The following is a 23,784-nucleotide window of genomic DNA, read 5'->3' as shown; positions in this document are numbered from 1 at the left end:
GGGATCCCAAACGACAAAAAAAATATACCAGGGGGGAATTTACGGGGGGGGAGCGGAAACGGATAGAAAGAAGGGAAAGAGCTTGGAAAGAGGTGGGGGGTCCTCGACCCGGCTCCGAGCCCCACCGGCCTGTGGTGGCCCGTCTGGTGCGGACGCTCTGTGGCGGCGGGGGCTACGCGTAGCCGGGGGCTGGGGTGGGCGGTGAAACTCCGTTGTCCGGGGGTGGGCTCGCGGCGATGATCTCGGGTGTGGCTGACACCAGGTTCGAAGGCTCCGTGTTGCGGCCGTACCCCAAGATCTCGGGGAGGGGGCGGCTCTCCGCGTCCGGGAATCGGGAGTGGGTCGCGGTGGAGAAGGTGCACGGGGCGCACTTCGCCGTGGTCTGCGAGGGGGGTGCGGTCCGTCCGGCCAAGCGGCGGGAGCTCCTGGGCGAGGACGCGCTGGACGGCTTCTTCGGCGTCAGCCGGGTCTGGCCGGCGCTGGCGGTGGCGGCGGCCCGGTTCGCCTCGGCGATGCGCGAGGCGGCGGGCGGGGGTGCAGGTGGGGGCGCGGGCGCTGTGGTGACTGTTTACGGTGAACTGGCCGGCGGGTGCTACCCGCACCCCGATGTGTCCGCCGTCGCCGCAGTCGAGCCCGTGCAGACCGGCGTCTGGTACGCGCCGGGGCTGGGGTGGCTGCTCTTCGACGCCACCGTCGACACCACCAAGGGCCGGTCCTGGATCTCCGACCGCGACCTGCGTGGCGGTGCGGCCACCGCCGGCCTCGGCTGCGCCCCCTCGATCGGGCGCGGCGCGCCCACCGTGCTCCAGGAACTGCCGGCCGCCTTCCCCACCCTGGTCCCCGCGCTCCTCGGGCTCCCCGAACTCGCCGACAACCTCGCCGAGGGCTACGTCCTCAAACCCGCCGGCACCTGGCGGGAGACGGGCCCCGAGGGGGTCGGCGCGCGTCCGGTGGTGAGGGTGAAGCAGCAGGCCTTCGCCGAGGACGAGCGCTACGATGGCGCCCGCCCGTACCTGCCGCCGCCGCAGGGCGCGGCCGGGGTCCCCGCCTGGCTCCTGGTCCAGGCCGCGGCACTTTTCACCCCCGCCCGCGCGGCAGCTGCCGTCAGCAAGCTCGGTCCGCGCGCGCCCGAGGACGTCGTGGCGGTGGAGCTCACCCGGGACGTGGCGGAGGAACTCGCGGAGGCGGTGGGGGGATTGGACGGTGACGTCCTACGCGCGCTGGAAGCCGCCCTCGGACCCGGAGCGCGCTCCCTGGTGGCGTTCGACGCCGAGGACCGGCGCTCGCCGACGAGCCGGGCCGGCTGACGGGCTGACGGGCTGACTCGTCGGGCTGGTCAGGCCGGTCGGGCGCGGAAAGATTCCTGAAGAAAGTCGCCCGCCCATGTCGAGGGCCCGTCGCCGACTCCGACCGAAGGGCGGCAGCGCAAGGGTGGGTGGGGGCGTGGATGTGGGTGGGGCGTTCGGGAAAAATATGTCGGTCGGTCTACTGATTCCTTGCCGCCACCCGGGTGGTGTGCGCACAGGAAGTCGGTCTGGCCGACTTCCTGTGCTGATGGAGGCGGTGGAGATGGCGGTGATGGCGGCGATGGAGAAACTGTAGACCGGTCTACATATTTCTTGCCGGAGAGGGCGTCGGCGGTCGAGGGTGGGTGAAGGGGGCGTCGAGGGGGGTTTCCGTCTGGGGTGGGTCGGGCCCATCATGGGCTCCCGGTCCGAGTCCCCGGTCGAGGGCTCCGGGTGAGGCTCCAGGAGGCAGCAGAGATGACGATTCCCTTCCCTGTCCGGATCCAGTCCGCCGTCGTCCGGGGCGCGTACGCGCTGCCGGAGGGGCTGCGGCGGGCGATCGCGGGCGCGCCGGTGGTGCGGGACGGTCAAGTGCTCTCGCTGGACGCGCAGTTGATCCTCAAGTTGCAGCGCCTGTCGAAGGCCGCCCTGGTGCTGCCCGCCGGGGTCGGGCCGTCGCGGGAGGCGATGGAGCACGCGCGGTACCTGGTGGGAGGGGCGACGATCCAGCCGGTATCCGTCCGGAACGTCGGAATCCCGCAGGAGTACGGCGAGTTGGCGGCCACGCTGTACACGCCGGGCGGGCTGGCGGCGGGTTCCGGGCTGCTGGTGTACCTGCACGGCGGGGGCTGGGTGGTCGGCAGCCGGGCCAGCCACGACCACGTGGTGCGGTTCCTGGCGCAGCGGGCGCAGGTGCGGGTGCTGTCGGTGGAGTACCGGCGCGCGCCCGAGCACGCGTTCCCGGCGGCTGCGGACGACGCGCTGGCCGCGTTCGACTTCGCGTACGCCAAGGCGGCCGACCTGGGCGCGGATCCGGAGCGGATCGCGATCGGCGGCGACAGCGCGGGCGGGAACCTGGCGGCCGTCACCGCACAGGCGGCGGTGCGGCGGGGCGGTCCGGCGCCGGTGTTCCAGTTGCTGCTGTACCCGGCGGTCGACGCCTCCGTCCGGCGGCCCTCCCGCGACCTGTTCGCCGACGGTTTCTTCCTGACCAGCGCGGACATGGACTGGTTCCTGGACCGCTACGCGCCCGCGCCGGCCGACCGGACGGACCCGCGCCTGTCGCCTCTGCTCGCCGCCGACCTGTCCGGGCTTCCGCCCACGTACGTCGGCACCGCGGGCTTCGACCCGCTGCGGGACGAGGGCGAGGCCTACGCCGAGGCGCTGAAGGCGGCCGGGGTGACGGTGCGCCTGAGCCGGCAGCCGGACCTCATCCACGGTTACGCCAGCTACCTCGGCATCGGCCGCCGCTTCCGGGAGGCGACGGCGGAGGCGGCCGAGGCGCTGCGGCAGGCGCTGGGCGCCGCGTAGCGCGCAACCAGGGGCGGTACGGATCGGAGGCGCTCGGCGCAGCACCGGGCGGGGGCTCGTTCGGAGGAATCAACGGCCCCTGTCCGGTTGCTCGTTCAGGCCGGTATCCGCCGCGCCGCGGCGAGCTCCGACGCCTGCGCGCCGTGCGCGAGGAGATACTCCGCCACCGATCCGTGGTGACTCCGGATCGACAGCAGCGCCCGCCGCAGATGCACCTCGCGTACGGGCAGGGCGTTGTGCGCGGCCCCGGCCGGCGGCTGGTTGGTCAGGCCCAGTTCGTCGTTCGAGCGCAGGAAGTCCTGGAGGACCTCCGCCTCGGAGGCGCCCAGCAGCGTCTGCAGGACGGCGACGACGACTCCCGTGCGGTCCTTGCCCGAGGCGCAGTGGACCAGGACCGGCGCGGCCTCGCCCCCACCGGCGAGCAGTAGGCGCAGGACGGTCACCGACGCCGCGCCGGCGCGCTCGGCCATCAGCAGGTACAGCTCCAACTGGTCGGCGGGCCAACGCCGTTCGGTGAAGACCGGTACGTGCAGGTACCGGGCGTCGACGAGATCGACGGCGTCCGGGCGCTCCGCCACCTCCGGGTCGCTGCGCAGGTCGACGACCGTCCGCAGGCCGAGGCGCCGCAGCGTGTCCGCGCCCTCCGCCGCGAGACCGTGCAGGTCGTGTAGGCCGTGCAGGGCGGCGGAGCGGTACAGCACGCCGCGCGGCAGGGAGCCGACGCCGCCGGCGTCGCGGAAGTTCCGTACGCCGGTGGGGGCGACGCGCTCCGGATCCGCCTCGGGCTGGTCGGTGATCACGCCTCACTGTATCCGGGGGTGGAGGGGGCGGAGAGGGTGGAGGGAGCGGCTGGGGGAGGCCACGGACGGGAAGGGGCGCGGGAGTTGTGGTCGTGCGCCGTCCGGTGCTGCGCAAGGGGTTCTCGGCGGCGGGCTCTTATTGTACTGTCCGTCTAATAAGCGGGTGAGCGGGCACCCGTAGGGGCAGGCATCTGGAGGCAGCCATGGCTCTCACCAACGCGGCGGCAGGGCGGGCGGCGAGTGCGCACGGGCACACCGCGGCCGACGACGACGTCTCGAAGCGGCTGCTGGAGTCCGCCGCGACCCTCTCCTACGACCCCTCGACCGAGATCGACTGGGACGCGCCCCTCCCAGCCGACCACTACGGCCTCAACCCGGAGTGGAGCACCCTCTACGGCACCCGGCTGTGGGACGAGATGACCGAGCAGCAGCGGGTCACCCTCACCCGGCACGAGGTCTGCTCGATCATGAACACCGGGATATGGTTCGAGATGATCCTCCAGCAGATGGTGCTGCGCGATCAGTACCTGAAGAACCCCGCCAACGCCGAGTTCCAGTTCGCGCTCACCGAGATCGCCGACGAGTGCCGCCACTCGATCATGTTCGCCCGCGCCTGCGAGAAAATGGGCGTCCCCGCGTACCGGCCGAACAAGGTCATCGCCCAGGCCGGGCGCGCGTTCAAGGCCCTGGCGAAGGGTGAACTCGCCTACGGCGGCATCCTGGTGGCCGAAGAGGTGCTCGACGTCATGCAGCGCGACTGGATGCGCGGCGAGAACGTCCTGGAGATCGTCCGCGGTACCTCCCGGATCCATGTGGTCGAGGAGTCGCGGCACATGAAGTTCGCCCGGCAGGAGATCCGCGAACGGGTGCGCCACGCCGGCCCCGCCCGCCGCCGCGCCTCGGCCACCGGCATCGCCGTCGGCGCGTACGTCATCGTCTCCAGCATGGTGCACCCCGGGGTCTACCGGGCCGCCGGGCTCGACACCCAGCGGGCGATCGCCGAAGTGCGGGCCAACGAGCACCGCAAGGCGATGATGCGCACCAGCTCCCGGCACCTGATCGCGTTCCTCGCCGAGACCGGGCTGCTCACCAGCCGCTCGGCCGCCATCTACCGGCGCATCCACATGCTCTGACGACACGTCAAAGGCGATACGTCAAAGGCGGAACATCAACAAAGGCTCCGACTCCCACACTTCACCACCTGTAGCGAGGGACCCACCCCGGCCATGGCCTACGCGATCACCCGGACCTGCTGCAACGACGCCTCGTGCGTGTCCGTCTGCCCGGTCAACTGCATCCACCCGACCCCGGACGAACCGGAGTTCGGCGCCACCGACATGCTGTACATCGACCCGGCGGCCTGCATCGACTGCGGCGCCTGCGCGGACGCCTGCCCCGTGGACGCGGTGTTCCCCGTCGACCGGCTGCGCGGGCCCGACACCGTGTTCGGCGACCTCAACCGGGACTGGTACCGCGACCACCCCAACGACCACGCCTGGGGTGCGCCCACTTTCCCGCGCAGCCTGCCCGACGGGCTCGGCGCGCTGCGCGTCGCCATCGTCGGCACTGGCCCGTCCGCCGGGTACACCGCGCAGGAACTGCTGCGCAGCACCGGCGCCGAGATCACCATGATCGACCGGCTGCCCGTCACCGGCGGCTTGCTGCGGCACGGGGTCGCGCCCGACCACCAGTCCACCAAACGCATCGCGGACAGCTTCGCCGGCGTCTTCCACGACCCCCGGCTGCGGGTGCACCTCAACGTGGACATCGGTACCGACCTCACCCACGAGGAACTCGCCGCCCACCACCACGCCGTCGTGTACGCCGTCGGCGCGGCCGCCGACCGGCGGCTCGGCATCCCCGGCGAGGACCTGCCGGGCAGCCTGCCCGCGACCACCTTCGTCGGCTGGTACAACGCCCAACCGACCGTACCCGCCGACGCGGTGGAGCTGTCCGGGCCCGGCGCCGAACGGGTCGTCGTCATCGGCAACGGCAACGTCGCCGTCGACATCGCGCGCATCCTGCTCACCGACCCCGACCGGCTCGCCACCACCGACATCGCCGACCACGCCCTCGCCGCGCTGCGCCGCAGCCGGGTGCGGGAAGTCGTGCTGCTCGCCCGGCGCGGGCCCGCCGAAGCCGCCTGGACCAAGGCGGAGTTCCTGGCGCTGCGGCAACTGCCGGGCGTCGAGGTGGTGGTCGAGGACCATCCGGAGGTGCGGGCGGCGATCGAGGCGGCCACCAGGACGATCGCCGCGCCGACCGCGTCGGACGCGCAGGCCGCGCTGCTCGCCGGGCTGCCGCTGGTGCCGTTCGACGGGGGCGCCGAGCCGGCGCCGGGCCGGCGGATCGTGCTGCGCTTCCTGTCCGCGCCGACCGCGCTCACCGCGTCCACCCCGCCCGGAGAGCCCGAAGAGCCCGGCGAACCCGGCGAGCCCGGCGCGTCCACCGGGGGCGGGCGGGTGACGGGCCTGACCGTCGCCCGGACCACCCTCGCGGGCGGCCGGGCAGCCGAGCCGACCGGCGAGACGGACACGCTGCTGGCCGGCCTGGTGGTGCGTTCCATAGGGCACCGGGGCGTACCGGTGCCCGGGCTGCCCTTCGACGAGCGGACGGCGACGGTCGCGCACCGGGGCGGGCGGGTCGTGGACCCGGCGACGGGGCGGCCGCTGCCCGGGACGTACGTGGTGGGGTGGGCCAAGCGCGGGCCGTCCGGCGGGATCGGCGCCAACCGGGCGTGCGCCCGCGAGACCGTGGACGCGCTCCTGGACGACGCGGCGGCCCACGCGCTGGCCGCCCCGGCGGCGAGCCGCACGGACTTCGACCGCCTCGTCCGCCACCGTCGCCCGGATGCCGTCGGGCTCAAGGGACTGCGGGCCGTGGAGCGGGCGGAGCGCGCCCGGGGCGAGGCCGAGGGCCGCCCCCGCGTCAAGCTCGCCACCGTCCCCGAGCTGCTGGCGGCCGCCCGCCGACGGTAGACAGGCAGCGGGTCGGCGCTGGTCGGTGCTGGTCTGCACTGGTCTGCACTGGTCGGCGCCGCTCGCAGTGTCGGACCCGTTGCCTAGGCTGCCCCCGGTGGTTCACGGGAGGGGCGGAATGTACGAGTACGAGGACGACGAGCACGGCGACCTGCGGTGGTTCGTGGACCAGGCGGTCGAGGCCCTGGAGCGGTGGCTCTCGTACGAGCGGGACCGCGACCGGTTCGGCGATCGGTACCGCAGTGAGTCGATGGTGCTCGTCCGGCACACCGTCGGCGCGAAGGGGCTCCGGCGCTCGCTCCGCGACACCGTCGATCTGATCGAGACGGTGATCGACACCGTGGACCTGATCGAGCGGGCGGCCGCGCGGGCCGAGGAGCTCAGCCTCTTTCCGGCGCCCCCGGACCTGGAGCGGTGGTTGGGGTCGCTGACGCTGCGGATCCGGGGGTGGCAGCGCGACCTGTGCGGCCTGCGGAGGACTCTCGGCGGCCTTGAGCGCCAGTACTGGGCCGGACGCCCGGGCGAGGCGGCGGCGGAGAGCGGTGGCGAGGCGGCGCCCCCGTGGGACGCGGACGGCCTCGGTGAGATCGACCGGGAGGCGCGGGCCGTCGCCGTCGAGGTGGTCGCGAAGCTCGGCCGCCGCCAGTGGCACATGGACGACGACGGGACGGCGGACGGAAGGACGTTCGACGAGCGGATGCTCGACGAACGAATGTCCGCCGAGGCGTTCTCCAAGCGCAGCACGATCACCCTGGGGCAGATCGACGACGGTCACTTCACGACCTTCGAGCACACCGTCGCGGCGCTGCTGGAACGGGACGGGTTCACCGTCACGCGGGTGCAGGGCGGCGCCGGTGACATGGGCGGCGACGTCCTCGGGGTCACCGACCTGAACGTCCCGTTCATGGTGCAGTGCAAGCACTCCGGTGACCCGAGGGCGACGGTCGGCCAGCCGGTCGTGCAGCACGCGCTCGGCGGCGCCAGGGCGGTGTTCCAGGCCGGGATCATCCTCATCGTGACGAACCGCGGGTTCTCGAAGCCGGCGCGCGAGTTCGCCGCCCTGCCGACGGTGGGCGCGACCTTGATCGACCGCGAGATGCTGGTGTCCTGGGCGGAGCAGCGGACCCCGCTGGCCAAGGTGTTGGCCCCCCAGCGCGGCGCCGAGGCGTTGGCCCCTCAACGCGGCGCCGAGGTGTAGACCCCGTAGCGCGGTGCAGAGGAGCCGAACCGGCCCCTGACGTGGGGAGCGCCGTCGGCCGTCACCCCCGCCGCGTGTGCTTGAGCTCCTCCCAGCGGGTGGCCTGGGCGGAGGTGAGGCAGCCTCGGAGTTCGGCCAGCTTCAGCAGCTGTGCTTCGGCGTCGGCGCCGAGGGGTTGGGCTTCGGCGCGGTAGTGGTCGGTGAGGAGGGCGTCGAGTTCGGGGCGGGTGAGGGCCGGGTCGAGGCGCTGGGCGAGTTTGGCCATGTTGCGGTAGGAGCCCTGGAGGAGGAACGGGGGTTCGGTGCGGGTGCGGTCGTCCTGGGCGGCGGAGGCCAGGTAGGTGCGGTTGACGGCGAGGACGGTGCTGCGCAGGTGGAGCAGTCCGGCGAGGACGGCGGTCATCCGTTCGGCCTCGGCGGCGGGCCAGGCGCCGGTGAGGGGGCCGCCCGGGGTGCCGGTGGCGCGGGCCAGCAGGGTGTCCAGGTCGGCGCGCTCGGCGGTGGCGAGCGGGGCCAGGTGCGGGTTGGCGGGCAGGGCGTTCTCGACGAAGCTGAGCGCGAAGAGGTCCTCGCGCCCGGCGATGACGTCGCCGAGGTTCCAGACGTCGGCGCGGTTGGCGAGCATGTCGGGCAGCCGGAAGAGGCGGCCGGACTCGGTGTACGGGTTGGCGGCCATGACGACGGCGAAGCGCTTGCCGCGCAGGTCCCACTCGCGGGCCTCGCCGTCCCACACCCCGTCGATCCGGCGCTGGGCGTCGCAGAGCGGGATGAAGCGCTGGAGGAGCTCGGGCGAGGTGTGCTGGACGTCGTCGAGGTAGAGCAGCACGTTGTCGCCCGCGTGCAGGGCGAAGTTGAGCTTCTCGATCTCGCGGCGGGAGGTGGCGTCGGGGGCCTCGGCGGGGTCGAGGGAGGTGACCCGGTGGCCGAGCGCGGGGCCGCTGACGGTGACCAGCAGCAGGCCGAGCCGTTCGGCGAGGTACTCGACGAGGGTGGTCTTGCCGTAGCCGGGCGGGGAGACCAGGAGCAGCAGGCCGCTGCGGTCGACCGGTCCGCCGGCGTCGGCGGTGCCGAGCTGTTTGGCGAGGTTGTCGCCGACCAGCGGCAGGTAGACCTGGTCGATGAGTCGGTTGCGGACGAAGCCGTTGAGCGGGGCCGGCCGGTACTGGTCGAGTCGCAGCCGGGTGTGCTCGGCGGCCAGCAGGTCGGCGCGCAGTCGCTGGTAGGCGCGGTATCCGGGGGCCTCGGTGGCGGCGAAGTCGGCCACCCGGGCCAGGAGTTCGTCGAGGCGCAGGTCGAGCGCGCCGCCCGGGAGCCGGGGGTGGTCGCCGAGCAGGCCGGTGAGGCGGGTGGTGGCGGCGCCTTCGGCGGGCCGGCGCGGCAGGGACGGGCAGAGGAGCGCGGCGGCGGCCTCGGCGAGGTCGCCGGGGTCGGCGTCGACGGCGCTGGACTCCAGCCAGGCCTGGGCGAGTTGGCGTCGGGCGGGCAGCAGTGCGGGCTCGGCGGGCAGTGCGGCCAGCGCTTCGGTGAGGCCGGCGGACTCGGGTGCGGCGTGGAACTTGTCGAGCAGGGTTGCGGCCCCCGGCGCGTAAGCGAACGTGGGTGTGGCGGCGGCGAGTTCGGCCACCAGGTACGGGCCGGCGGGCTGCGGGCACGAGGTGAACTCCGTGACGGCGGAGCTCAGTTCGTCGGACAGGTCGGACAGCGCGGTCAGGGCCGCAGGTGCGGCCGGGGCTGGCGCGGTCAGGGCCGTCGGCGCGGCCGGCAGGCCCAGCCGCGGCGCGGCGCCGAAGGCCTGCCGGGCGAGGGTGCGAGCGAGGGAGAGCGAGCGGGCCCGGGTGTGCCAGACCAGTCGCTGCCGCTCGTCGGCGCCGTGCGCCCAGTACAGCTGAGCGGCCGCCCGGGCGGCCGCCGGGTGGCGCAACAGGCCTGCCTCGGCGTGGAGTTCGAGCAGGGCGCGGAGCAGCAGCGCCGCGTCGTGGTCGTGGACGCCGCGCTGGTAGCCCTCGTCCGGGCGCTGTTCGGCGGCGCGGCGGACGAACTCCAGCAGGTCGCCCTCGGCACGCAGGGTGTCCAGCCCGTCCGGTTCAGCGGCCAGCAGCAGACTGGCGGCGAGGTATTCGGACCGGTACAGCGCGGGGGTCTCGGAGGGCAGCGGCCGGCCCCAGTAGCGCTCGGTGGCGGCGAACGCCGGGTCGGTGACGGGGGAGCGGTAGTCGGTGCCGGTGAGGGTGAAGGCGGGGCGGCCGCGCCAGGGGACGAGGGTGAGTTCGGGCCGCTGGGTGGTGACGGCGAACAGGTGGCGGCCCAGTCGCAGGGTGCCGGGGCCGTCGCCGGCGAGTTCGGCGCGGTCGCGTCGGGCCCGGTGGGCGCGGCTGCGGGCGGCGCGCAGCCGTCCGGTCAGCTCCTCGGCCCGGACCCGGTCGCCGAGTGCGGTCAACTGGGCGGCGAGGTCGCGGAGTTTGACGGCGGTCGGGTCGGCGGCGAGGGCGGCGTCGATCTCGGCCGCGGTGTCGAGGGAGGTGAGCCGCCGGTGCAGGGTGTCGAGGATGCGTTCGGCGGAGGCGGCGATCCGGTCGGCGCGGCGGGCGCGCTCCTCCAGCAGGTGCTGGCGGCGGGCGGTGAGGGCGTCGTGGATTCCGGTGCGCCGGTCGGCGAGCTGTTCGCCCAGTGCCGGGTCGGCGTCGGCGAAGCGGGTCTCCAACTGCTCGATCCGCAGCAGGAGTCGGCCGAGCTGGTCGTCGCAGGCCTCGGGGGTGTCGGCGGCGGCGAGCGCGGCGGTGGTGGCCTGGGCGAGCAGGGCGGTTTCGGCGGCGAACTCGGCGGCGGCCTCGCGGGTGCGCAGGTCGCGGCGGCGGACGGTGAGGGCGGCGCGGGCGCGGTTGAGCAGTCCGAGGACGTCGGCGAGCCGGTCGAGGATGGCGGTGCGGGAGGTGGCGTCGGCCAGGTCGAGGGTGCCGACGAGCTCCGAGACGGTCTGCAACGCCTCGCTCTGCTCGGAGATCCGGAGGCCCAGCGGCTCGGCTCCGGCGGCGGTGGCGAGGGCGGCGCAGCGGTCGGCGAGTTCGTCGGCGCGCCGGCGGTGCGGGGCGAAGGCCTCGGGTTCGGCGAGGTGTCCGACGGCGCGGGCGGCGGCCTCGGTCAGGCCCTCGGCGAGGTGGGCGGCGAGCGCGTCGATCCGGGCGGGCTCTGCGCGCGGCAGGTCGCGCAGCGCCTCGACCCGGCCCTGGGCGCGGCGCAGCCCGGCGAGCCGGTCGACCCATTCGGCGGCGTCGGCGAGGGTCTCGCCGCGGGCGGTGCGCAGCAGGCCCTCGACGTGCTCGGTGGCCTGTTCGGTCTGCCGGGCGGCGTGCGCGGTGAGTTCGGCGACGGCCTCGTACTCGGCGATGACCTGCCGGGCGGTGTCGCGGATCTCGGCGAGCGGGGCGGCGAGGTCGCCGAGGCCGGGCTGGCCCAGCCAGTGGTGCCGGTCGGCGGTGCGGGTGCAGGCGGCGAGGACGGCCTGGTGGCCGGCCGGGGTGTCGGCGCCGGCGGCGGCGAGCCGGGCCAGGGAGAGGCTGTCGGCGAGGCCGCGGACGAGGTCGGCGTTGCCGATCCGGGCGAGCGGGCCGGTGCCGGGCGGCTGCGCGGCGGCGTGGCGCTCGCTGGTGAACGGGGTCTGCCACAGTTGGACGGGGTGCAGCCGGGTGGGCCCGTCCTCGGCCGGGCGGAGGGCGATCAGGGTGCCGTCGGCGAGCAGCGCGTGGCCCTGGCAGGGCAGCGGGGCGGCGGCCTCCTGGCGGACGCTGTTGTACGGCTGGAGCAGGGCGCGGCCGTCGGCGGGGGAGCGGAACTCGTACAGCACGTCCTCGCCGTTGGGCGAGACGAGGGTGCGCTCGTAGACCAGGCCGTCCACCGGCTGGTCGTAGCTGCGCACGGTGCCGTCGACGAGGTGGCAGCCGCCGGGGAAGGCCACGCCCTGGTCGGCGGGCAGCCGCAGGCAGGCCTGGCCGAGCGCGTCGATCCGGGTGACCCGGCCGGTGGGCAGGTGGCAGACCAGGTGCCGGACGGTCTCCTCCTGGTACGGGCGCACGCGCACCAGCAGCAGGGTGCCGAGCCGGGCGTGGGCGATCTGGGCGTCGGCGAGGGTCTGCAGGGCCTCGGCGAGGGGTTCGTGGTGCAGTTCGCGGCCGTCGGGGGCGGTGACGGTCAGCCGGCCGCCGTCGATGCCGAGCCGGAGTTCGCCGCCGAGGTCGGCGCGCGGCGGGCTGCCGGGGGCGGCGGGCAGCTGGTCGTCCCGGGTGAGGGGGGTCCAGGCGAGCTGCTGGCCGTCGGCGGCGGTGTGGTCGCGTTCGCCGCGCCCGTCCTGGTAGGCAGGGTGCCCGTCGTCGGCGAGGTCGTCGACGGGGCGCCAGCGCAGCACCCGGACGTCGGCGGCGGCGGGGCCGGTGCGGAAGACGGCGAGCAGGCGGCCGCCGACGGGGCGCAGTCGTTCCAGCCGGGCGTCGCGGAAGTAGCGGTGCAGGTCGGCGAGGTCCTGGCGCAGGCGCGGGTCGTCCAGCAGGGTGCCCTCGGCGGGGGCGGGGGTGAGGTCGGGGTGGTGGACGCTCAGGACCTCCCCGAGCGGCCCGGCGCCCGGGGAGCCCTCGGACGGGGGGCCCTCGCCCGGGGCGCCGCCGGAAACGGAGGCGGAGACGGAAGAAGCGGAGACGGCGGTGTCGGGCGCGCTGCCCGGGCGGGTGCCGAGCAGCAGCAGCCCGCCGGCGGCGGTGAGGTCCTGCGGGAGGCAGGCCCGGCCGGTGGTGAGCCGGCCGGTGCCGACCAGCCGCAGCTCCCCGCCGCCGAACTCCTCGACCCGGCGGGCGTTCAACGCCCGCGCGCGGTCGGCGAGTTCGGCGGCGGACCGGGCGAGTCGGCCGCGCAGGACCTCGTAGGTGCCGGCATCGAGCCGGGCGTCGACGGCGTCCACCACGTCAGTTCCTCAACTACTCAGTTTCTCGACTGCTCAGGAGATCGGGCACTCAGGGGATCGGTCACTCAGGCGAGTCAGGCACTCAGGCGCGTCAGGTACTCGGGCGCGTCAGGTGCTCACTTGGAGCCGTTGACCGACGCCAGCGTCCCGATCGACGTCTCGGCGATCCCCAACTTCTGTGCCGAGGTGAGCAGTTGCCGCAGCTGCCCGGCCTGCTCGCCGCCTCCGGCGCCGATCATCCGCATCAGCAGCGCGGACACCGTCAGGTTCTGCACGTCCGTCGTGGACACCGAGGACAGCACCCGGGTCAGGTCCTCGGTGAAGCTGGCGCTGCCGTCGAGCCAGGGCCCGGCCAGGGCCTGGGCGGTCTGCGAGTGCCCGACGAAGGCGTCGACGCTCTTGGCGGCCGTCACCGACTGCACCAGGCGGTCGAAGAACACCCCGTCCCCGCCGACGATGTCGATCTTCGCTTTCTCCAGCCCGGCCGCGACCAGCGCGGCCTGCGCCTCGGCGATCTGCCGCTGGGTGTCCAGCCCGGCCAGCCGGACGTCCTTCTCGGCGGCCAGCCGCAGCCGGTACTCCTCGTGCCCGCGCGAGGCCTCGTCCAGCTTCGCCATCGCCGCGGCCTTCTCGGTGAGGCCCTCGGCCTCGGCCTTCAGCTTGGCGCCGATCTCCAGCGCGGCGGCCTTCGCCTTCTCGGCCTGGACGGCGGCTTCGGCGCGGCCGACCTTCTCCACCGCCGCGGCCTCCTGCTCGCGCACCTGCACCTGGGCCAGCCCCTCGGCGGCGGCCTCCGCCCGGATGCCCTCGGCCATCCGGATCTTGGCGGTGGCGTCCAGTTCGGCGGTCTGCTGGCGGGCCTCGGCCAGCACCAGCGACTCGCGGGCCTTGTGCGAGGCGGCCTGCTCGGCGGCCTCGGCGGCCTTGATGTCCTTGACGAGCTTCTCCTGCGCCTGCGCCTCGGCCTGGATGATCACCGCGCGGCGGGTGCGCTCGGCGTCCTCGGTGGCGCGCAGCGTCTTGACGGCCTCCTCCTGCTCGGCGACGGTGCGCTCCACCGCCACCCGCTCGCGGACCACGTCGGCGACCTCCCGCCGGCGGGACTCGACCTCCTTCTGCTTGGCCATGGTGGCGAGTTCGGTCTCCCGGTCGCGGCCGATGACCTCCAGCAGGCGGTCCTTCTCGATCCGCTCGTTCTCCACGGCGATCACCCGCTCGCGGTTCTTCTGCGCCACCGCGACCTCGCGGGCCTGGTTCTCGCGCTGCACGCCGAGCAGTTCCTCGGTCCGGAGGAAGGCGGTCTGGGCGTTCAGCCGCTCCTCCTCCTGGACCCGGGCGATCACCGCGTCCTCCGTGGCCCGCAGGGTCTCGATCTCGCGGCGCTGGCGGATCTCGGCGTCGGCCTGGCGGCGCTGGAGTTCGAGGACGGCCTCCCGGGCGTCCACGTTCTGCCGGGTGATCTCCTTCTCCTCGGTGCGCTGGTACTCGTTGGTGCGCACGTGCTCGATCGCCGTCAGCTCGGTGATCTTGCGGATGCCCTGGGCGTCGAGGATGTTGTCGGAGTCCAGCTGGTTCATCGGGGTCTGTTCGAGGTGGTCGATGGCCGCGTCCTCAAGGGTGTAGCCGTTGAGGTCGGTGCCGATGACCGCGATGATCTGGTCCCGGAACTCGTGCCGGTGCGTGTAGAGGTCGGTGAAGTCGAGCTGCTTGCCGACGGTCTTCAGCGCCTCGGCGAACTTGGCCGCGAAGAACTCCTGGATCGCGGACGGGTCGCTGGCGCGGGCGGTGCCGATGGCCTGCGCGACCTTGATGACGTCCTCGACGGTCTTGTTCACCCGCACGAAGAAGGAGATCCGGATGTCCGCCCGGATGTTGTCCCGGCAGATCAGCCCGTCCCGGCCGGCGCGGTGGATCTCCACCGTCTTCACCGAGATGTCCATCAACTCGGCCTTGTGCAGCACCGGGAGGACGATCGCGCCGGTGAAGGTGACGTCCACCTTCTTGGTGCGGGAGACGATCAGCGCCTTGCCCTGCTCGACCTTCTGGAACAAGCGGCCCACGAACAGCAGCATGGCGAGCACGATGAGCAGTACGACGGCGACGAGAATGCCGAAACCCACGGCGATGGTGTCCATCACGGAGTCCTTTGACGAGATGACGAGATGGTGCGAAGTCGAGCGGATGAGAGAGAGATAAGCGGAACAAGCGGACGCCTGCGGCCCTCAGGCGCAGCCCGGGGGAGTCAGCCGCCCGGTAGCGCCGGGTCGAACGGCGCCACCAGGAAGTGCTCGCCGTCGGCGTCGTAGTCGAAGATCAGGGCGGTGCGGCCGGCCGCCAGCCCGGGCTCCTCGGTGAGCGTGCGGACCTGGACGGTCGCGGTGGAGCCGTCCTCGGCGGTGACCTCCGCCTGCCCGAAGTCGGCCGTCACCCGGCCGGTGCGGATCACGCAGACGCGGCCGACGAAGTCCCCCCGGGTCGCCGGACGGTCCTCGGGGAACAGTCGGGACAGCGGCCGGACCAGCAGCCGGGTACCCGCCCAGGAGGCGACCAGCGCGACGGCGAACACGCCGCCGCGCGCCGGTGCCCCCGAGGTGAGGACGGTGCCGGCCAGGCTGACGAACCAGGCGAGCGCGACCAGCAGCGACACCGCCACCGTCACGGGCACCCCGCCCAGCCCCAGCGCGCCCAGCACGCCTCCGTGGTGGTGGGCGCCCCGGCCGTCGGCGCCGTGCCCGTCCTGGGCACCGGGTCCCCCGTGTCCCCCGTGGGTCGCGTGCCCCCCGGCACCGTGGCCCAGGTCGCCCGCGTGACCGGCATGGCCGACGTGACCGGCATGCCCGACGCCGTGTCCCCCGTGCAGGGCGTCGAAGCCCAGGCCGCCGACCAGCATCAGCAGCCAGTACCCGACCACCACCACCAGCGCGAAGCTGAACAGCGCCGTCGGAAAAGCCAGCGCGGCCGCGACGAATCCCCCCATCCCGGCCACGCTCCCCCGCTGTTCCCACGGCGCCGCACCTCGGCGCCATGGAGATCGTGACAGCGGAGGGGCCGTTCGCACATTGCCAGGATCCGGCAATCTTTACGGCCCTTTGACACCCTGGAACGCACGGCCCGGGGGCGTTTGGCCGCCGTCTACAGCGGCTGCTCCGGCCAGTTCAGCAGCCGGGCCCCCATCGCCGCCGTCTCCAGGGTGAACCGCTGCAGGGCGTCCGACGGGTCGTAGCCGGTCAGCGCCTTGATCCGCTCCAGCCGGTAGCCGAGCGTGCGCACGCTCAGCCCCAGCCGCCGGGCCGCCTCCGCGTTCACGTACGCGGCCTCCGCCTGCACCGCGATGGTGTCCAGCAAGGGGCGGGCGCCGCCGCGCGCCTCGGTCAGCGGGCCCAGCACGCTGCGCACCAGGTCGGCCATCGCCGCCCGGTCGCGCATCAGCACGGGGAAGACCAGCAGTTCCTCGGCCTTCAGCTGCTGTGCCGGCAGGTCCAGCCGGTCCGCGTAGTCCAGCGCGCCCAGCGCCTCCTCGTAGCTGCGCAGCACCCCGCTGGCCCCCGAGTGCCGGCGCCCGGTGGCCACCCGCAGCACCGGGCGGTAGCCGGGGCCGGGGCGCAGCGTCAGGTCGGCGAAGGCCTCCAGGACGGCGCGTTCGGTGTCCGGGGCGATGCACACCAGCCGGCCGTCCTTGCCGGCGAGCAGGACGTCCCGCTCGCCGAACCGCCCGACCAGCTCCCGTTCCACCCGGTGCACCAGCGGGTGGACGTCTGCGTACGGCGTGTCGCCGACGGCCACCGCCACCGCGTACGCGCCCGCCAGCCGCAGCCCGAACCGCTCGGCGCGCTCCGCCAGCAGGCCCAGGTCGCTGCGGCCGTACAGCAGGTCGTCGATGAACTCGCGCCGCGCGGACTCCTGTTGGCGGACCGCCATGCGTTGCGCGCGTTCGTGCCCCTCGCCGAGTGCGGCCAGTGCGGCCTCGGTCGCCGCGAGCACGGCGTCGCCGATCCGGCGCAGTTCCCCGACGCCGCCTGCCGCGGTGATGCCCGGCAGCGTCTGCCAGGCCCGCCGGGTGGCCGACAGGCAGTGCGCGACGACGTCGCGCAGCCCGTACCCGGCCTCGGCGCAGTGCTCGCCCAGCGTGCGCAGGCACTCCAGTTCGTCCCGGCGCAGCAGCCTCCCGGTGCGGGAGGCGTCGGCGAGCAGCCCGAGGTAGACCTCGGCGAGTTCGGTGGGTATGTCGTGCTCGGTCCCCTCGGACACCGCGGTACTCCGCCCCCCGTGACGCGTGATGATCCGGCGCGGAACTTTAGCAGGATCGATACGGTGCCGAACGGTGCGGGGTGGGCGGCTGACCTGGCGCTATCGCGGGCCGGGCGGAGGTCCGGATCACCGTGTCCATCCGGGACGGCTCGGCCGCCGCCTGCCCACCGCCGGTTCCCCGCCCTCCTTCTTCCCGTCCCCTCCCTCCGGTCGACGGGGCCGGTCGGCGGGGGTGGGATGGAGGGGTGCGGGCGACCGTGGTTTGCTCCGCACCCCGGGGAGGGACTAGACATCTAGACGTCCAGATGGACGTCTGGATGTCAGGCCCCCTCCCCCCACGGCCCCACCGAAAGGCCCGCGCATGTCCCTGGTCAACTTCCGCGACCCCGCCGTCCTCGGCGACCCCGAGGGCCGGCGGATCCGCCCCGGCGTGCTGTACCGCTCCGCCCAGCCGTTCCCGGCCGCCGACGAGGCGACCGTCGCCCAGCTGCGCGCCTGCGACATCCGCACCATCGTCGACCTGCGCGACACCCGCGAGACCGACCCCGCCGACTGGGCCGCCGCCGAGGCCGCCGGGATAGCCGTCGTCGCGGCCCCGGTGAACCCCACCGGCGACGGCCTCGCCGCCCGGATGCGCACCATGGCCACCGCCGCCGACCTCGGCGACTACTACGTGCTGCTGGCCGAGTCCGCGCCCGAGGCCGTCACCGCCGCCGTCGAGGCCGCCGCCCGCCCGGGCGCCGTCCTCCTGCACTGCGCCGCCGGCAAGGACCGCACCGGCCTGCTGACCGCCCTGCTGCTGGACCTCCTCGGCGTGCCCGCCGAGCGGATCGTCGCCGACTACGCCCGCACCGCCGACGCCCTGCCGCAGATCTTCGCCGGCCTCTCCGAGCGCCACCGCACCGCGCTCAACGCCCGCGGCGCCCGGGTCACCGACTCCGAGGGCCGCGAACTCACCATCCCCGCCCCGCTCCTCGACGCCCCGGCGGAGGCCATGGCCGTCTTCCTCGACCGCGTCCGCACCCGCCACGGCGGCGCCGAGGCCTTCCTCCCCGCCTGCGGCGTCCCCGCCGCCACCCTCGGCGCCTTCCGCGCCAAGGCGGCCGCCGCGGCGACCTCGGCCGCCTGACACCCCGGCTTCCGTCGGGGTCAGACGTCCCGCCGCCGCATCAGGACCACCGTCGCCGCCAGCGCGACGGCCGCCCAGGCGCCCAGGGTGATCCAGGAGTCGAGCACGCTCGGCGCGTACTTGCCCATCGTCGTCGAGGAGTTGGGGTTGATCGTCAGCCTCCCCTCGGCGGCGAGCGGCAGGTGGTTGCCGATCTCCTTCAGCCAGCGGTAGCGGTCGCCACCGAACAGCATCGGCACGATGAACAGCAGCATGACCAGCGAGACGATCGAAGCGGTGGCGTGCCGCAGCAGGGCGCCGAGGGCCATCCCGATCAGCGCGCAGACGGGCACGATCGCCGCGTAGCCGAGGACGGCCCGCAGGCAGCCCTCGTCGGTGATGGAGAGCCCGGCGTGCCGGGAGGCCAGCATGGCGTTGCTGCCGAAGAAGGACACCGCGGACACCACCGCCCCGGCGAGCGAGGTGAGGCCGGCGACCAGCACCACCTTGGCCACGGCCACGCCCCGCCGGTCGGGCACCGCGGCGAAGGTGGTGCGGATCATGCCGGTGGTGTACTCGCCGAACACGGTGATCGCGCCGAGGCTGCCGGCCGCGACGGCCATCAGGGCGCCGGAGATGCTGCTGAGGCCGTGGTACAGCGGGTCGTACCGGTACGGCGGGAAGCCGGGCACCGGCGGGCGGGGGTGGTCGATGTAGGTCAGGTCGGTGTGGACGGCGTTCAGGTTGACCACGATCGCGGCCAGCGAGGCCAGCGCCAGCACCCAGTACGTGGACCGCAGCGAGCGCAGTTTGATCCACTCGGCGGCGAGCAGGTCGCCGAACCGGGGCCGCGGCTCGGCCGGGCGGGTGCGGGGGCGGGCGGGGGCGAGGGCGGCGGTACTCATCGGGCATCTCCTGCCAGGTATTCGACGCTGTCGGCGGTCAGCGACATGAACGCCGACTCCAGGGACGAGGTACGGGTGGCGAGCTCGTGCAGCACCAGGCCGTGCCGCAGGGCGAGTTCGCCGATCCGGGCGGCGGGCAGCCCGGTCACCACCGCCCCGTCCGGCTCCTGCGCCTGCCGTACGGCCGCCCCTTCGGCCCGCAACACCTCGGCGAGCGACGGCAGTTCGGGCGCCCGGACGGCCACGCTGGTGACGGCGTTGCGGGCGGAGAACTCCGCCAGGCTCTCGTCCGCGATCAGCCGGCCCCGGCCGATCACCACCAGCCGGTCGGCGGTGTGCTCCATCTCGGCCATCATGTGGCTGGAGACGAAGACCGTCCGCCCCTCCTCGGCGAGGCGGCGGAACAGGCCGCGCACCCACAGCACGCCCTCCGGGTCGAGGCCGTTGAGCGGCTCGTCGAACAGCAGCACCGGCGGGTCGCCGAGCAGCGCGCCGGCGATGCCGAGCCGCTGCTTCATGCCCAGCGAGTAGCCGCCGATCCGGCGCCCGGCGGCCTTGCCGAGGCCGACCTCGGCGAGCACCTCGTCCACCCGGCGGAGCGGGATGCGGTTGCCGCGGGCGAGCGCCGACAGGTGGGCCCGGGCGCTGCGCCCGCCGTGCACGTCCTGGGCGTCCAGCAGGGCGCCGACGTGGCGCAGTCCGCGCGGCCGGTCCGCGAAGGGCACGCCGTCCACCGTGACGGACCCCTCGGTCGGGGTGTGCAGCCCCAGGATCATCCGCAGCGTGGTGGACTTGCCGGCGCCGTTGGGGCCGAGGAAGCCGGTGACGGTGCCCGGCCGGACGGTGAAGGTCAACTGGTCGACGGCCGTGGTGGCGCCGTACCGCTTGGTCAGTCGCTCGATCTCGATCACGGGGACAACGGTGCCGTCCGGGGCCCCGGACGGGCATCGGGCCGCGGGCCACAACCGCCGGCGGCCGCACTGGCCCGGGGGATTACGCCCTCGGGCCAATGCGCCGCCGCGCGGGCCGCCGCTACCATCGGGCGATGATCACCAACCCTCGTCCGCCCCTGTTCAGGCGCCTGCCGCCGGGCGTCTGGGTGGCGGCGTTCTGGGTGGCCGTCATCACGTTCCGCAGCTTCCAGCGGAGCAACGAGCTGGCCCACCTGTTCCGCTACAACGGCAACTTCGAGGACATGCCGTTGCTGGTCACCGCGGTGGTCACGACCCTGATGGCGTCGCTGCTGGTCCGGCTTCCGCTGCTGGCGGTGGCGATCCCGCTGGCCGCGTGCGCGTTCACGATCGGCATGCGGATCCAGGAGACGGCCGTGGTGCAGCTGCTGCTCGCCGAGGCGGCGATCGGCTACTGCACGGCCACCCGCTCCCGGGCCGTGTCGCTGTGCGCCGCCGCGATGCCGGTCGCCCTGGTGGCCGCCCTGGCGGTCTGGCGGGTGGCGAACGACTACCACACCGACTTCGTCGCCCAAGCCGCGTTCGCCTCGACCGCCGCGATCGCCTGGCTGGTCGGCAACACCGTCCGGCAGAGCCGGGCGCACACCGAGGCCCTGCGCGGCCGCGCCACCGAGCAGGCGATCACCGCCGAACGGCTGCGGATCGCCCGCGAGTTGCACGACATGGTCGCCCACAGCATCGGCATCATCGCGATCCAGGCCGGGATGGGCAGCCGGGTCATGGACACCCAGCCCGCCGAGACCCGCAACGCGCTGAACGCCATCGAGGCGACCAGCCGGGAGACCCTGGCCGGGCTGCGCCGGATGCTCGGGGCGCTGCGCCAGGGCGAGCCGGAGTCCGCGCCGATGGAGGTCGCCCCGGGGCTGGGCGAGTTGGACCGGCTGGTCGAGCAGACGGCTGGCGCGGGCGTGCGGGTCGCGCTCACCCGCCTCGGCGAGCCCCGCCCGCTGCCGCCCGAGGTGGACCTCGCCGCCTACCGCATCGTGCAGGAGGCGGTCACCAACGTGGTCAAGCACTCCGGCACCCGGGACTGCCGGGTCACCGTCGACTACGGCCCCGAGGAGGTCGCCGTCACCGTCGTCGACCTCGGCGCCGGAGCCGGCGGGCCGTCCGCCGGCTCCGGTTACGGCATCGCCGGCATGCGCGAGCGGGTCGGCCTGCTGCACGGCGAGTTCAGCGCCGGCCCGCGCCCCGCGGGCGGTTTCCAGGTCGCCGCCCGACTGCCGCTCCCCGTGGAGGTCTCCCCGTGATCCGTGTCGTCCTGGTCGACGACCAGCCGCTCATCCGCACCGGTCTGCGCGTGCTCATCGCCGACACCCCGGACCTGGAGGTCGTCGGCGAGGCCGGCAACGGCGCCGAGGCGGTGGAACTGGTCGGCCGGCTGCGCCCCGACGTCGCCGTGATGGACATCCGGATGCCCGGCATGGACGGCATCGAGGCCACCCGCCGGATCACCGCCGACCCCGGCCTGCCGACCCACGTCCTCGTCCTCACCACCTTCGACGACGACGACTACGTGTACGGCGCGCTGCGGGCCGGGGCGGCCGGCTTCCTGGTCAAGGACCTCGCCCTGGAGACCATCCTCGACGGCGTCCGGGTGGTCGCCGCCGGGGACGCCCTGATCGCGCCGAGCATCACCCGCCGGCTGATCGGCGAGTTCGCCGCCCGCCCGCAGCCCGCCGCCGCCCGGTCCGGCCGGGCGACGGTCGACGGGATCACCGACCGCGAGCGCGAGGTGCTGACGCTGGTCGGCCGCGGGCTGTCCAACGGCGAGATCGCCGAGGAGCTGACCATCAGCGTGGCCACCGCCAAGGCGCACGTGGCCCGGCTGTTCACCAAGCTGGACGCCCGGGACCGGGTCCACCTGGTCATCCAGGCCTACGAGTTCGGCCTCGTCGCCCCGTCCTGAGCCGGTTCCGAGCTCAGCCGGTCCACGGCCGGATCACGGCCCGACCAGCTCCCCGATCCGCATGATCCGCCCGTGCGAGTCCAGCACCACGTCGTACACGTTGCCGTAGCACCCGTACGGCGGGTCGGGTTCGTGCTCGGCCAGGCAGTCCTCCAGGTGCCCGAGCACGTCCTCCAGCCGGACGGGTCTGGTCGGGTCGGCGTGCGGGTGGTCGACGAGCGTGGCCTCGACCCCGGCGGTCGCGAAGCCGTAGCGGGCCGGCGCTCCCGTCCCCTCGTAGCGGGCCTCGTCGCAGGAGTAGCGGGCGGGCTGGGCGGTGACGTCGCCGTCGTCGGTGGCGATGACCACGAGGACGGTGTGCCCGGGGCGTTCGGTCGGGGTCGGGGTGGCGCAGTCGGCGGAGGGGGAGGGGGAGGTGTCCATGCTGGGCTCGGGGCCGGCGAGGTCGTCGTCCAGCAGGTCGTCCTCGTCGTCGTACGCCCCGTCGGCGACGGCGGCGGCGGAGGCGGCGGCGATGGTGGGCGCGGAGTCGGCGGGAGTGCAGGCGGCGAGGGCGGCTGCGGCGGTGCAGCAGAGCAGCGCGGCGAGGAGGGTTCGGGGCACGGCCATGGCACTAGTCTCCCCGGACGGCGGCGGAACTCGTCACACAGGTACACGACTGGTGCACGGGCTGTGGTTCCCGCCGCCGCCGGATGTGCGGATCCGGCGGCGGCGGGAGTCTTGAGGGGCGGCGTAACGGTCAGACGGCGACGGGCCGTTGCGCCTCGTACGCCTCGCGCAGCCGGGCCTGGGCCGCGGGGCCCGCCCCGAGGTGGTCGAGTCCGAGCAGGGCCGCGCCCAGGACGGGCGGCGCGACGACGACCCGCGGTTCGGCGAGCGGCGCGGCCTCGGCCAGACGGACGGTCAGGTTGTCGATCAGCAGCGGCTGCCGGGAGGCGAGCACGCCGCCGCCGAGCACCAGCGGGGTCCGCGTGTCGAGCAGTTCCAGCCGCCGCAGGGCGACGACGGCGAGCCGGACGATCTCGTCGGCCTGGCGGTCGATCAGCCCCAGGGCGACCTCGTCGCCCTGCTCCGCGACGGCGAACAGCACCCGGACGATCTCGTGCAGCCGGCTGGTCGGCAGGTGCCCGAGGTGGACGGCCTCGGCGACGGCGCCGGCGCTGGGCAGGCCGAAGTGCTCGGCGATGGCGCGGGAGAGCCCGGTGGGGCCGCCGCGGCCGTCCTCGTGGCGGACGGCGTGCCACATGCTGGTGACGGCCAGGCCCCCGCCGCCGCCCCAGTCGCCGGTGAGCTCACCGAGGGCGGGGAAGCGGGCGGTGCGGCCGTCGGGCAGCAGGCCCACGCAGTTGATGCCGGCGCCGCAGACGACGGCGACGCCGCGCGGGCCGTCGGTGCCGGCCCGCAGCAGGCCGAAGGTGTCGTTGACGACGGTGTTGCTGGCGCCCCAGGGGTGGGATTCCAGCGCGGCGCGCAGGGCCTCCTCCTCGACGGGCAGGTCGGCGTTGGCCAGGCAGGCGCTGACGTGGCTGGTGAGGACGCCGCTCCAGGCGGGGTGGCCGGCCGCGGCGGCGGCCTGTTCGACGAGCGGGGCGAGGCCGGCGACGGCGGCGGCGCCGCCGATCTTCTGGGGTGCGAAGCCGCCGCCGCGGGCGGTGCCGTGGACGGTGCCGTCGGCGCCGATCAGGGCGACGTCGGTCTTGGAGTTGCCGGCGTCGATGGCGAGGACGCCTGGCAGGATCGGTTCGGGCTGGTGGGTCATCAGGTCCCCGCGGCTCGTACGTGGCCCGGCCGTGGCGTTGTCCCCGGCCGGGGGTGGTCGGTCTCCTCGCAGTGCCCGGCCCGCGACACCCTCATATCGCGGGCCGGGCGGCTTTCCCGGCGGGGCCCGGGGGCGTAGCCGGGC

Annotated in this window: 17 protein-coding genes; 8 read left to right on the top strand and 9 right to left on the bottom strand. The window is 74.4% G+C overall.

Annotation, left to right across the window (positions count from 1 at the left end; translation table 11 throughout):
* Window positions 1-248 precede the first annotated feature (248 nt).
* The gene (locus tag ACFVX9_RS11375) at window positions 249-1,307 is read left to right on the top strand and encodes an RNA ligase family protein (RefSeq protein WP_380481057.1); all 1,059 of its coding nucleotides are present in this window, start codon (window positions 249-251) and stop codon (window positions 1,305-1,307) included.
* 456 nt (window positions 1,308-1,763) lie between these two features.
* Complete coding sequence (locus tag ACFVX9_RS11370) at window positions 1,764-2,816, top strand: alpha/beta hydrolase (protein WP_380481060.1); 1,053 nt, start codon at window positions 1,764-1,766, stop codon at window positions 2,814-2,816.
* 95 nt (window positions 2,817-2,911) lie between these two features.
* Here the strand turns inward: ACFVX9_RS11370 and ACFVX9_RS11365 are convergent, their stop codons facing one another.
* Window positions 2,912-3,616 (bottom strand): tyrosine-protein phosphatase, encoded by a 705-nt coding sequence (locus tag ACFVX9_RS11365; RefSeq protein ID WP_387981405.1) that lies wholly within the window; start codon window positions 3,614-3,616, stop codon window positions 2,912-2,914.
* Window positions 3,617-3,819: 203 nt separating this feature from the next.
* On the opposite strand from ACFVX9_RS11365, the gene ACFVX9_RS11360 reads away from it, so the two are divergent.
* The 3 genes from ACFVX9_RS11360 to ACFVX9_RS11350 all read left to right on the top strand — a co-directional run bounded on the left by ACFVX9_RS11360 (window position 3,820) and on the right by ACFVX9_RS11350 (window position 7,792).
* The gene (locus ACFVX9_RS11360; RefSeq protein WP_363368800.1) at window positions 3,820-4,749 is read left to right on the top strand and encodes a diiron oxygenase; all 930 of its coding nucleotides are present in this window, start codon (window positions 3,820-3,822) and stop codon (window positions 4,747-4,749) included.
* Window positions 4,750-4,842: 93 nt separating this feature from the next.
* Window positions 4,843-6,594 (top strand): FAD-dependent oxidoreductase, encoded by a 1,752-nt coding sequence (locus tag ACFVX9_RS11355; protein ID WP_387981403.1) that lies wholly within the window; start codon window positions 4,843-4,845, stop codon window positions 6,592-6,594.
* 118 nt (window positions 6,595-6,712) lie between these two features.
* Window positions 6,713-7,792 (top strand): restriction endonuclease, encoded by a 1,080-nt coding sequence (locus ACFVX9_RS11350; protein WP_387981401.1) that lies wholly within the window; start codon window positions 6,713-6,715, stop codon window positions 7,790-7,792.
* Between the two features lie 61 nt (window positions 7,793-7,853).
* On the opposite strand, the gene ACFVX9_RS11345 is transcribed toward ACFVX9_RS11350, so the two are convergent.
* The 4 genes from ACFVX9_RS11345 to ACFVX9_RS11330 all read right to left on the bottom strand — a co-directional run bounded on the left by ACFVX9_RS11345 (window position 7,854) and on the right by ACFVX9_RS11330 (window position 16,988).
* Window positions 7,854-12,740, bottom strand: a complete 4,887-nt coding sequence (locus ACFVX9_RS11345) for a DNA repair ATPase (protein ID WP_387981400.1) — start codon at window positions 12,738-12,740, stop codon at window positions 7,854-7,856.
* 116 nt (window positions 12,741-12,856) lie between these two features.
* The gene (locus tag ACFVX9_RS11340; protein ID WP_387981398.1) at window positions 12,857-14,875 is read right to left on the bottom strand and encodes a flotillin family protein; all 2,019 of its coding nucleotides are present in this window, start codon (window positions 14,873-14,875) and stop codon (window positions 12,857-12,859) included.
* A gap of 107 nt (window positions 14,876-14,982) precedes the next feature.
* Complete coding sequence (locus ACFVX9_RS11335) at window positions 14,983-15,717, bottom strand: hypothetical protein (RefSeq protein WP_380378698.1); 735 nt, start codon at window positions 15,715-15,717, stop codon at window positions 14,983-14,985.
* 155 nt (window positions 15,718-15,872) lie between these two features.
* On the bottom strand, window positions 15,873-16,988 hold the full coding sequence (locus tag ACFVX9_RS11330; RefSeq protein WP_380378696.1) for a PucR family transcriptional regulator: 1,116 nt from the start codon (window positions 16,986-16,988) through the stop codon (window positions 15,873-15,875).
* 361 nt (window positions 16,989-17,349) lie between these two features.
* Here ACFVX9_RS11330 and ACFVX9_RS11325 point away from each other — a divergent pair, with 361 nt between their 5' ends.
* Entirely contained in the window at window positions 17,350-18,117 is a 768-nt protein-coding gene (locus ACFVX9_RS11325; protein WP_063349445.1) for a tyrosine-protein phosphatase, read from the top strand.
* Window positions 18,118-18,137: 20 nt separating this feature from the next.
* Here ACFVX9_RS11325 and ACFVX9_RS11320 read toward each other — a convergent pair whose 3' ends face one another.
* Window positions 18,138-19,001 (bottom strand): ABC transporter permease, encoded by an 864-nt coding sequence (locus ACFVX9_RS11320; RefSeq protein WP_380378693.1) that lies wholly within the window; start codon window positions 18,999-19,001, stop codon window positions 18,138-18,140.
* Window positions 18,998-19,912 carry an ABC transporter ATP-binding protein gene (locus ACFVX9_RS11315; protein WP_063349447.1) on the bottom strand — a complete coding sequence of 305 codons (915 nt, stop codon included), beginning with the start codon at window positions 19,910-19,912 and terminating at the stop codon, window positions 18,998-19,000. Before ACFVX9_RS11315 ends, ACFVX9_RS11320 begins: the two co-directional genes overlap by 4 nt.
* Window positions 19,913-20,046: 134 nt before the next feature.
* On the opposite strand from ACFVX9_RS11315, the gene ACFVX9_RS11310 reads away from it, so the two are divergent.
* Together ACFVX9_RS11310 and ACFVX9_RS11305 are read left to right on the top strand one after the other, a co-directional pair.
* On the top strand, window positions 20,047-21,222 hold the full coding sequence (locus ACFVX9_RS11310) for a sensor histidine kinase (protein ID WP_380344702.1): 1,176 nt from the start codon (window positions 20,047-20,049) through the stop codon (window positions 21,220-21,222).
* Window positions 21,219-21,881 carry a response regulator transcription factor gene (locus tag ACFVX9_RS11305; RefSeq protein WP_063349448.1) on the top strand — a complete coding sequence of 221 codons (663 nt, stop codon included), beginning with the start codon at window positions 21,219-21,221 and terminating at the stop codon, window positions 21,879-21,881. Before ACFVX9_RS11310 ends, ACFVX9_RS11305 begins: the two co-directional genes overlap by 4 nt.
* Window positions 21,882-21,914: 33 nt before the next feature.
* Here the strand turns inward: ACFVX9_RS11305 and ACFVX9_RS11300 are convergent, their stop codons facing one another.
* A complete protein-coding gene (locus ACFVX9_RS11300) occupies window positions 21,915-22,490 on the bottom strand; it encodes a hypothetical protein (RefSeq protein WP_063349449.1) in 576 nt (191 codons plus the stop codon).
* A gap of 130 nt (window positions 22,491-22,620) precedes the next feature.
* Entirely contained in the window at window positions 22,621-23,640 is a 1,020-nt protein-coding gene (locus ACFVX9_RS11295; RefSeq protein WP_380378690.1) for an N-acetylglucosamine kinase, read from the bottom strand.
* Between the last annotated feature and the right edge of the window lie 144 nt (window positions 23,641-23,784).

The organism is Kitasatospora sp. NPDC058243 (assembly GCF_042882025.1).
Lineage (GTDB): Bacteria > Actinomycetota > Actinomycetes > Streptomycetales > Streptomycetaceae > Kitasatospora.
The sequence above is the reverse complement of the archived record's forward strand: the minus strand, read 5'-3'. Positions and strand labels throughout refer to the sequence as shown.

Coding starts and splice junctions, on each gene's coding strand:
- ACFVX9_RS11340 (WP_387981398.1), bottom strand. CDS start 14,875: ATGGACACCATCGCCGTGGGTTTCGGCATTCTCGTCGCCGTCGTACTG.
- ACFVX9_RS11320 (WP_380378693.1), bottom strand. CDS start 19,001: ATGAGTACCGCCGCCCTCGCCCCCGCCCGCCCCCGCACCCGCCCGGCC.
- ACFVX9_RS11325 (WP_063349445.1), top strand. CDS start 17,350: ATGTCCCTGGTCAACTTCCGCGACCCCGCCGTCCTCGGCGACCCCGAG.
- ACFVX9_RS11350 (WP_387981401.1), top strand. CDS start 6,713: ATGTACGAGTACGAGGACGACGAGCACGGCGACCTGCGGTGGTTCGTG.
- ACFVX9_RS11370 (WP_380481060.1), top strand. CDS start 1,764: ATGACGATTCCCTTCCCTGTCCGGATCCAGTCCGCCGTCGTCCGGGGC.
- ACFVX9_RS11300 (WP_063349449.1), bottom strand. CDS start 22,490: ATGGCCGTGCCCCGAACCCTCCTCGCCGCGCTGCTCTGCTGCACCGCC.
- ACFVX9_RS11295 (WP_380378690.1), bottom strand. CDS start 23,640: ATGACCCACCAGCCCGAACCGATCCTGCCAGGCGTCCTCGCCATCGAC.
- ACFVX9_RS11355 (WP_387981403.1), top strand. CDS start 4,843: ATGGCCTACGCGATCACCCGGACCTGCTGCAACGACGCCTCGTGCGTG.
- ACFVX9_RS11335 (WP_380378698.1), bottom strand. CDS start 15,717: ATGGGGGGATTCGTCGCGGCCGCGCTGGCTTTTCCGACGGCGCTGTTC.
- ACFVX9_RS11310 (WP_380344702.1), top strand. CDS start 20,047: ATGATCACCAACCCTCGTCCGCCCCTGTTCAGGCGCCTGCCGCCGGGC.
- ACFVX9_RS11360 (WP_363368800.1), top strand. CDS start 3,820: ATGGCTCTCACCAACGCGGCGGCAGGGCGGGCGGCGAGTGCGCACGGG.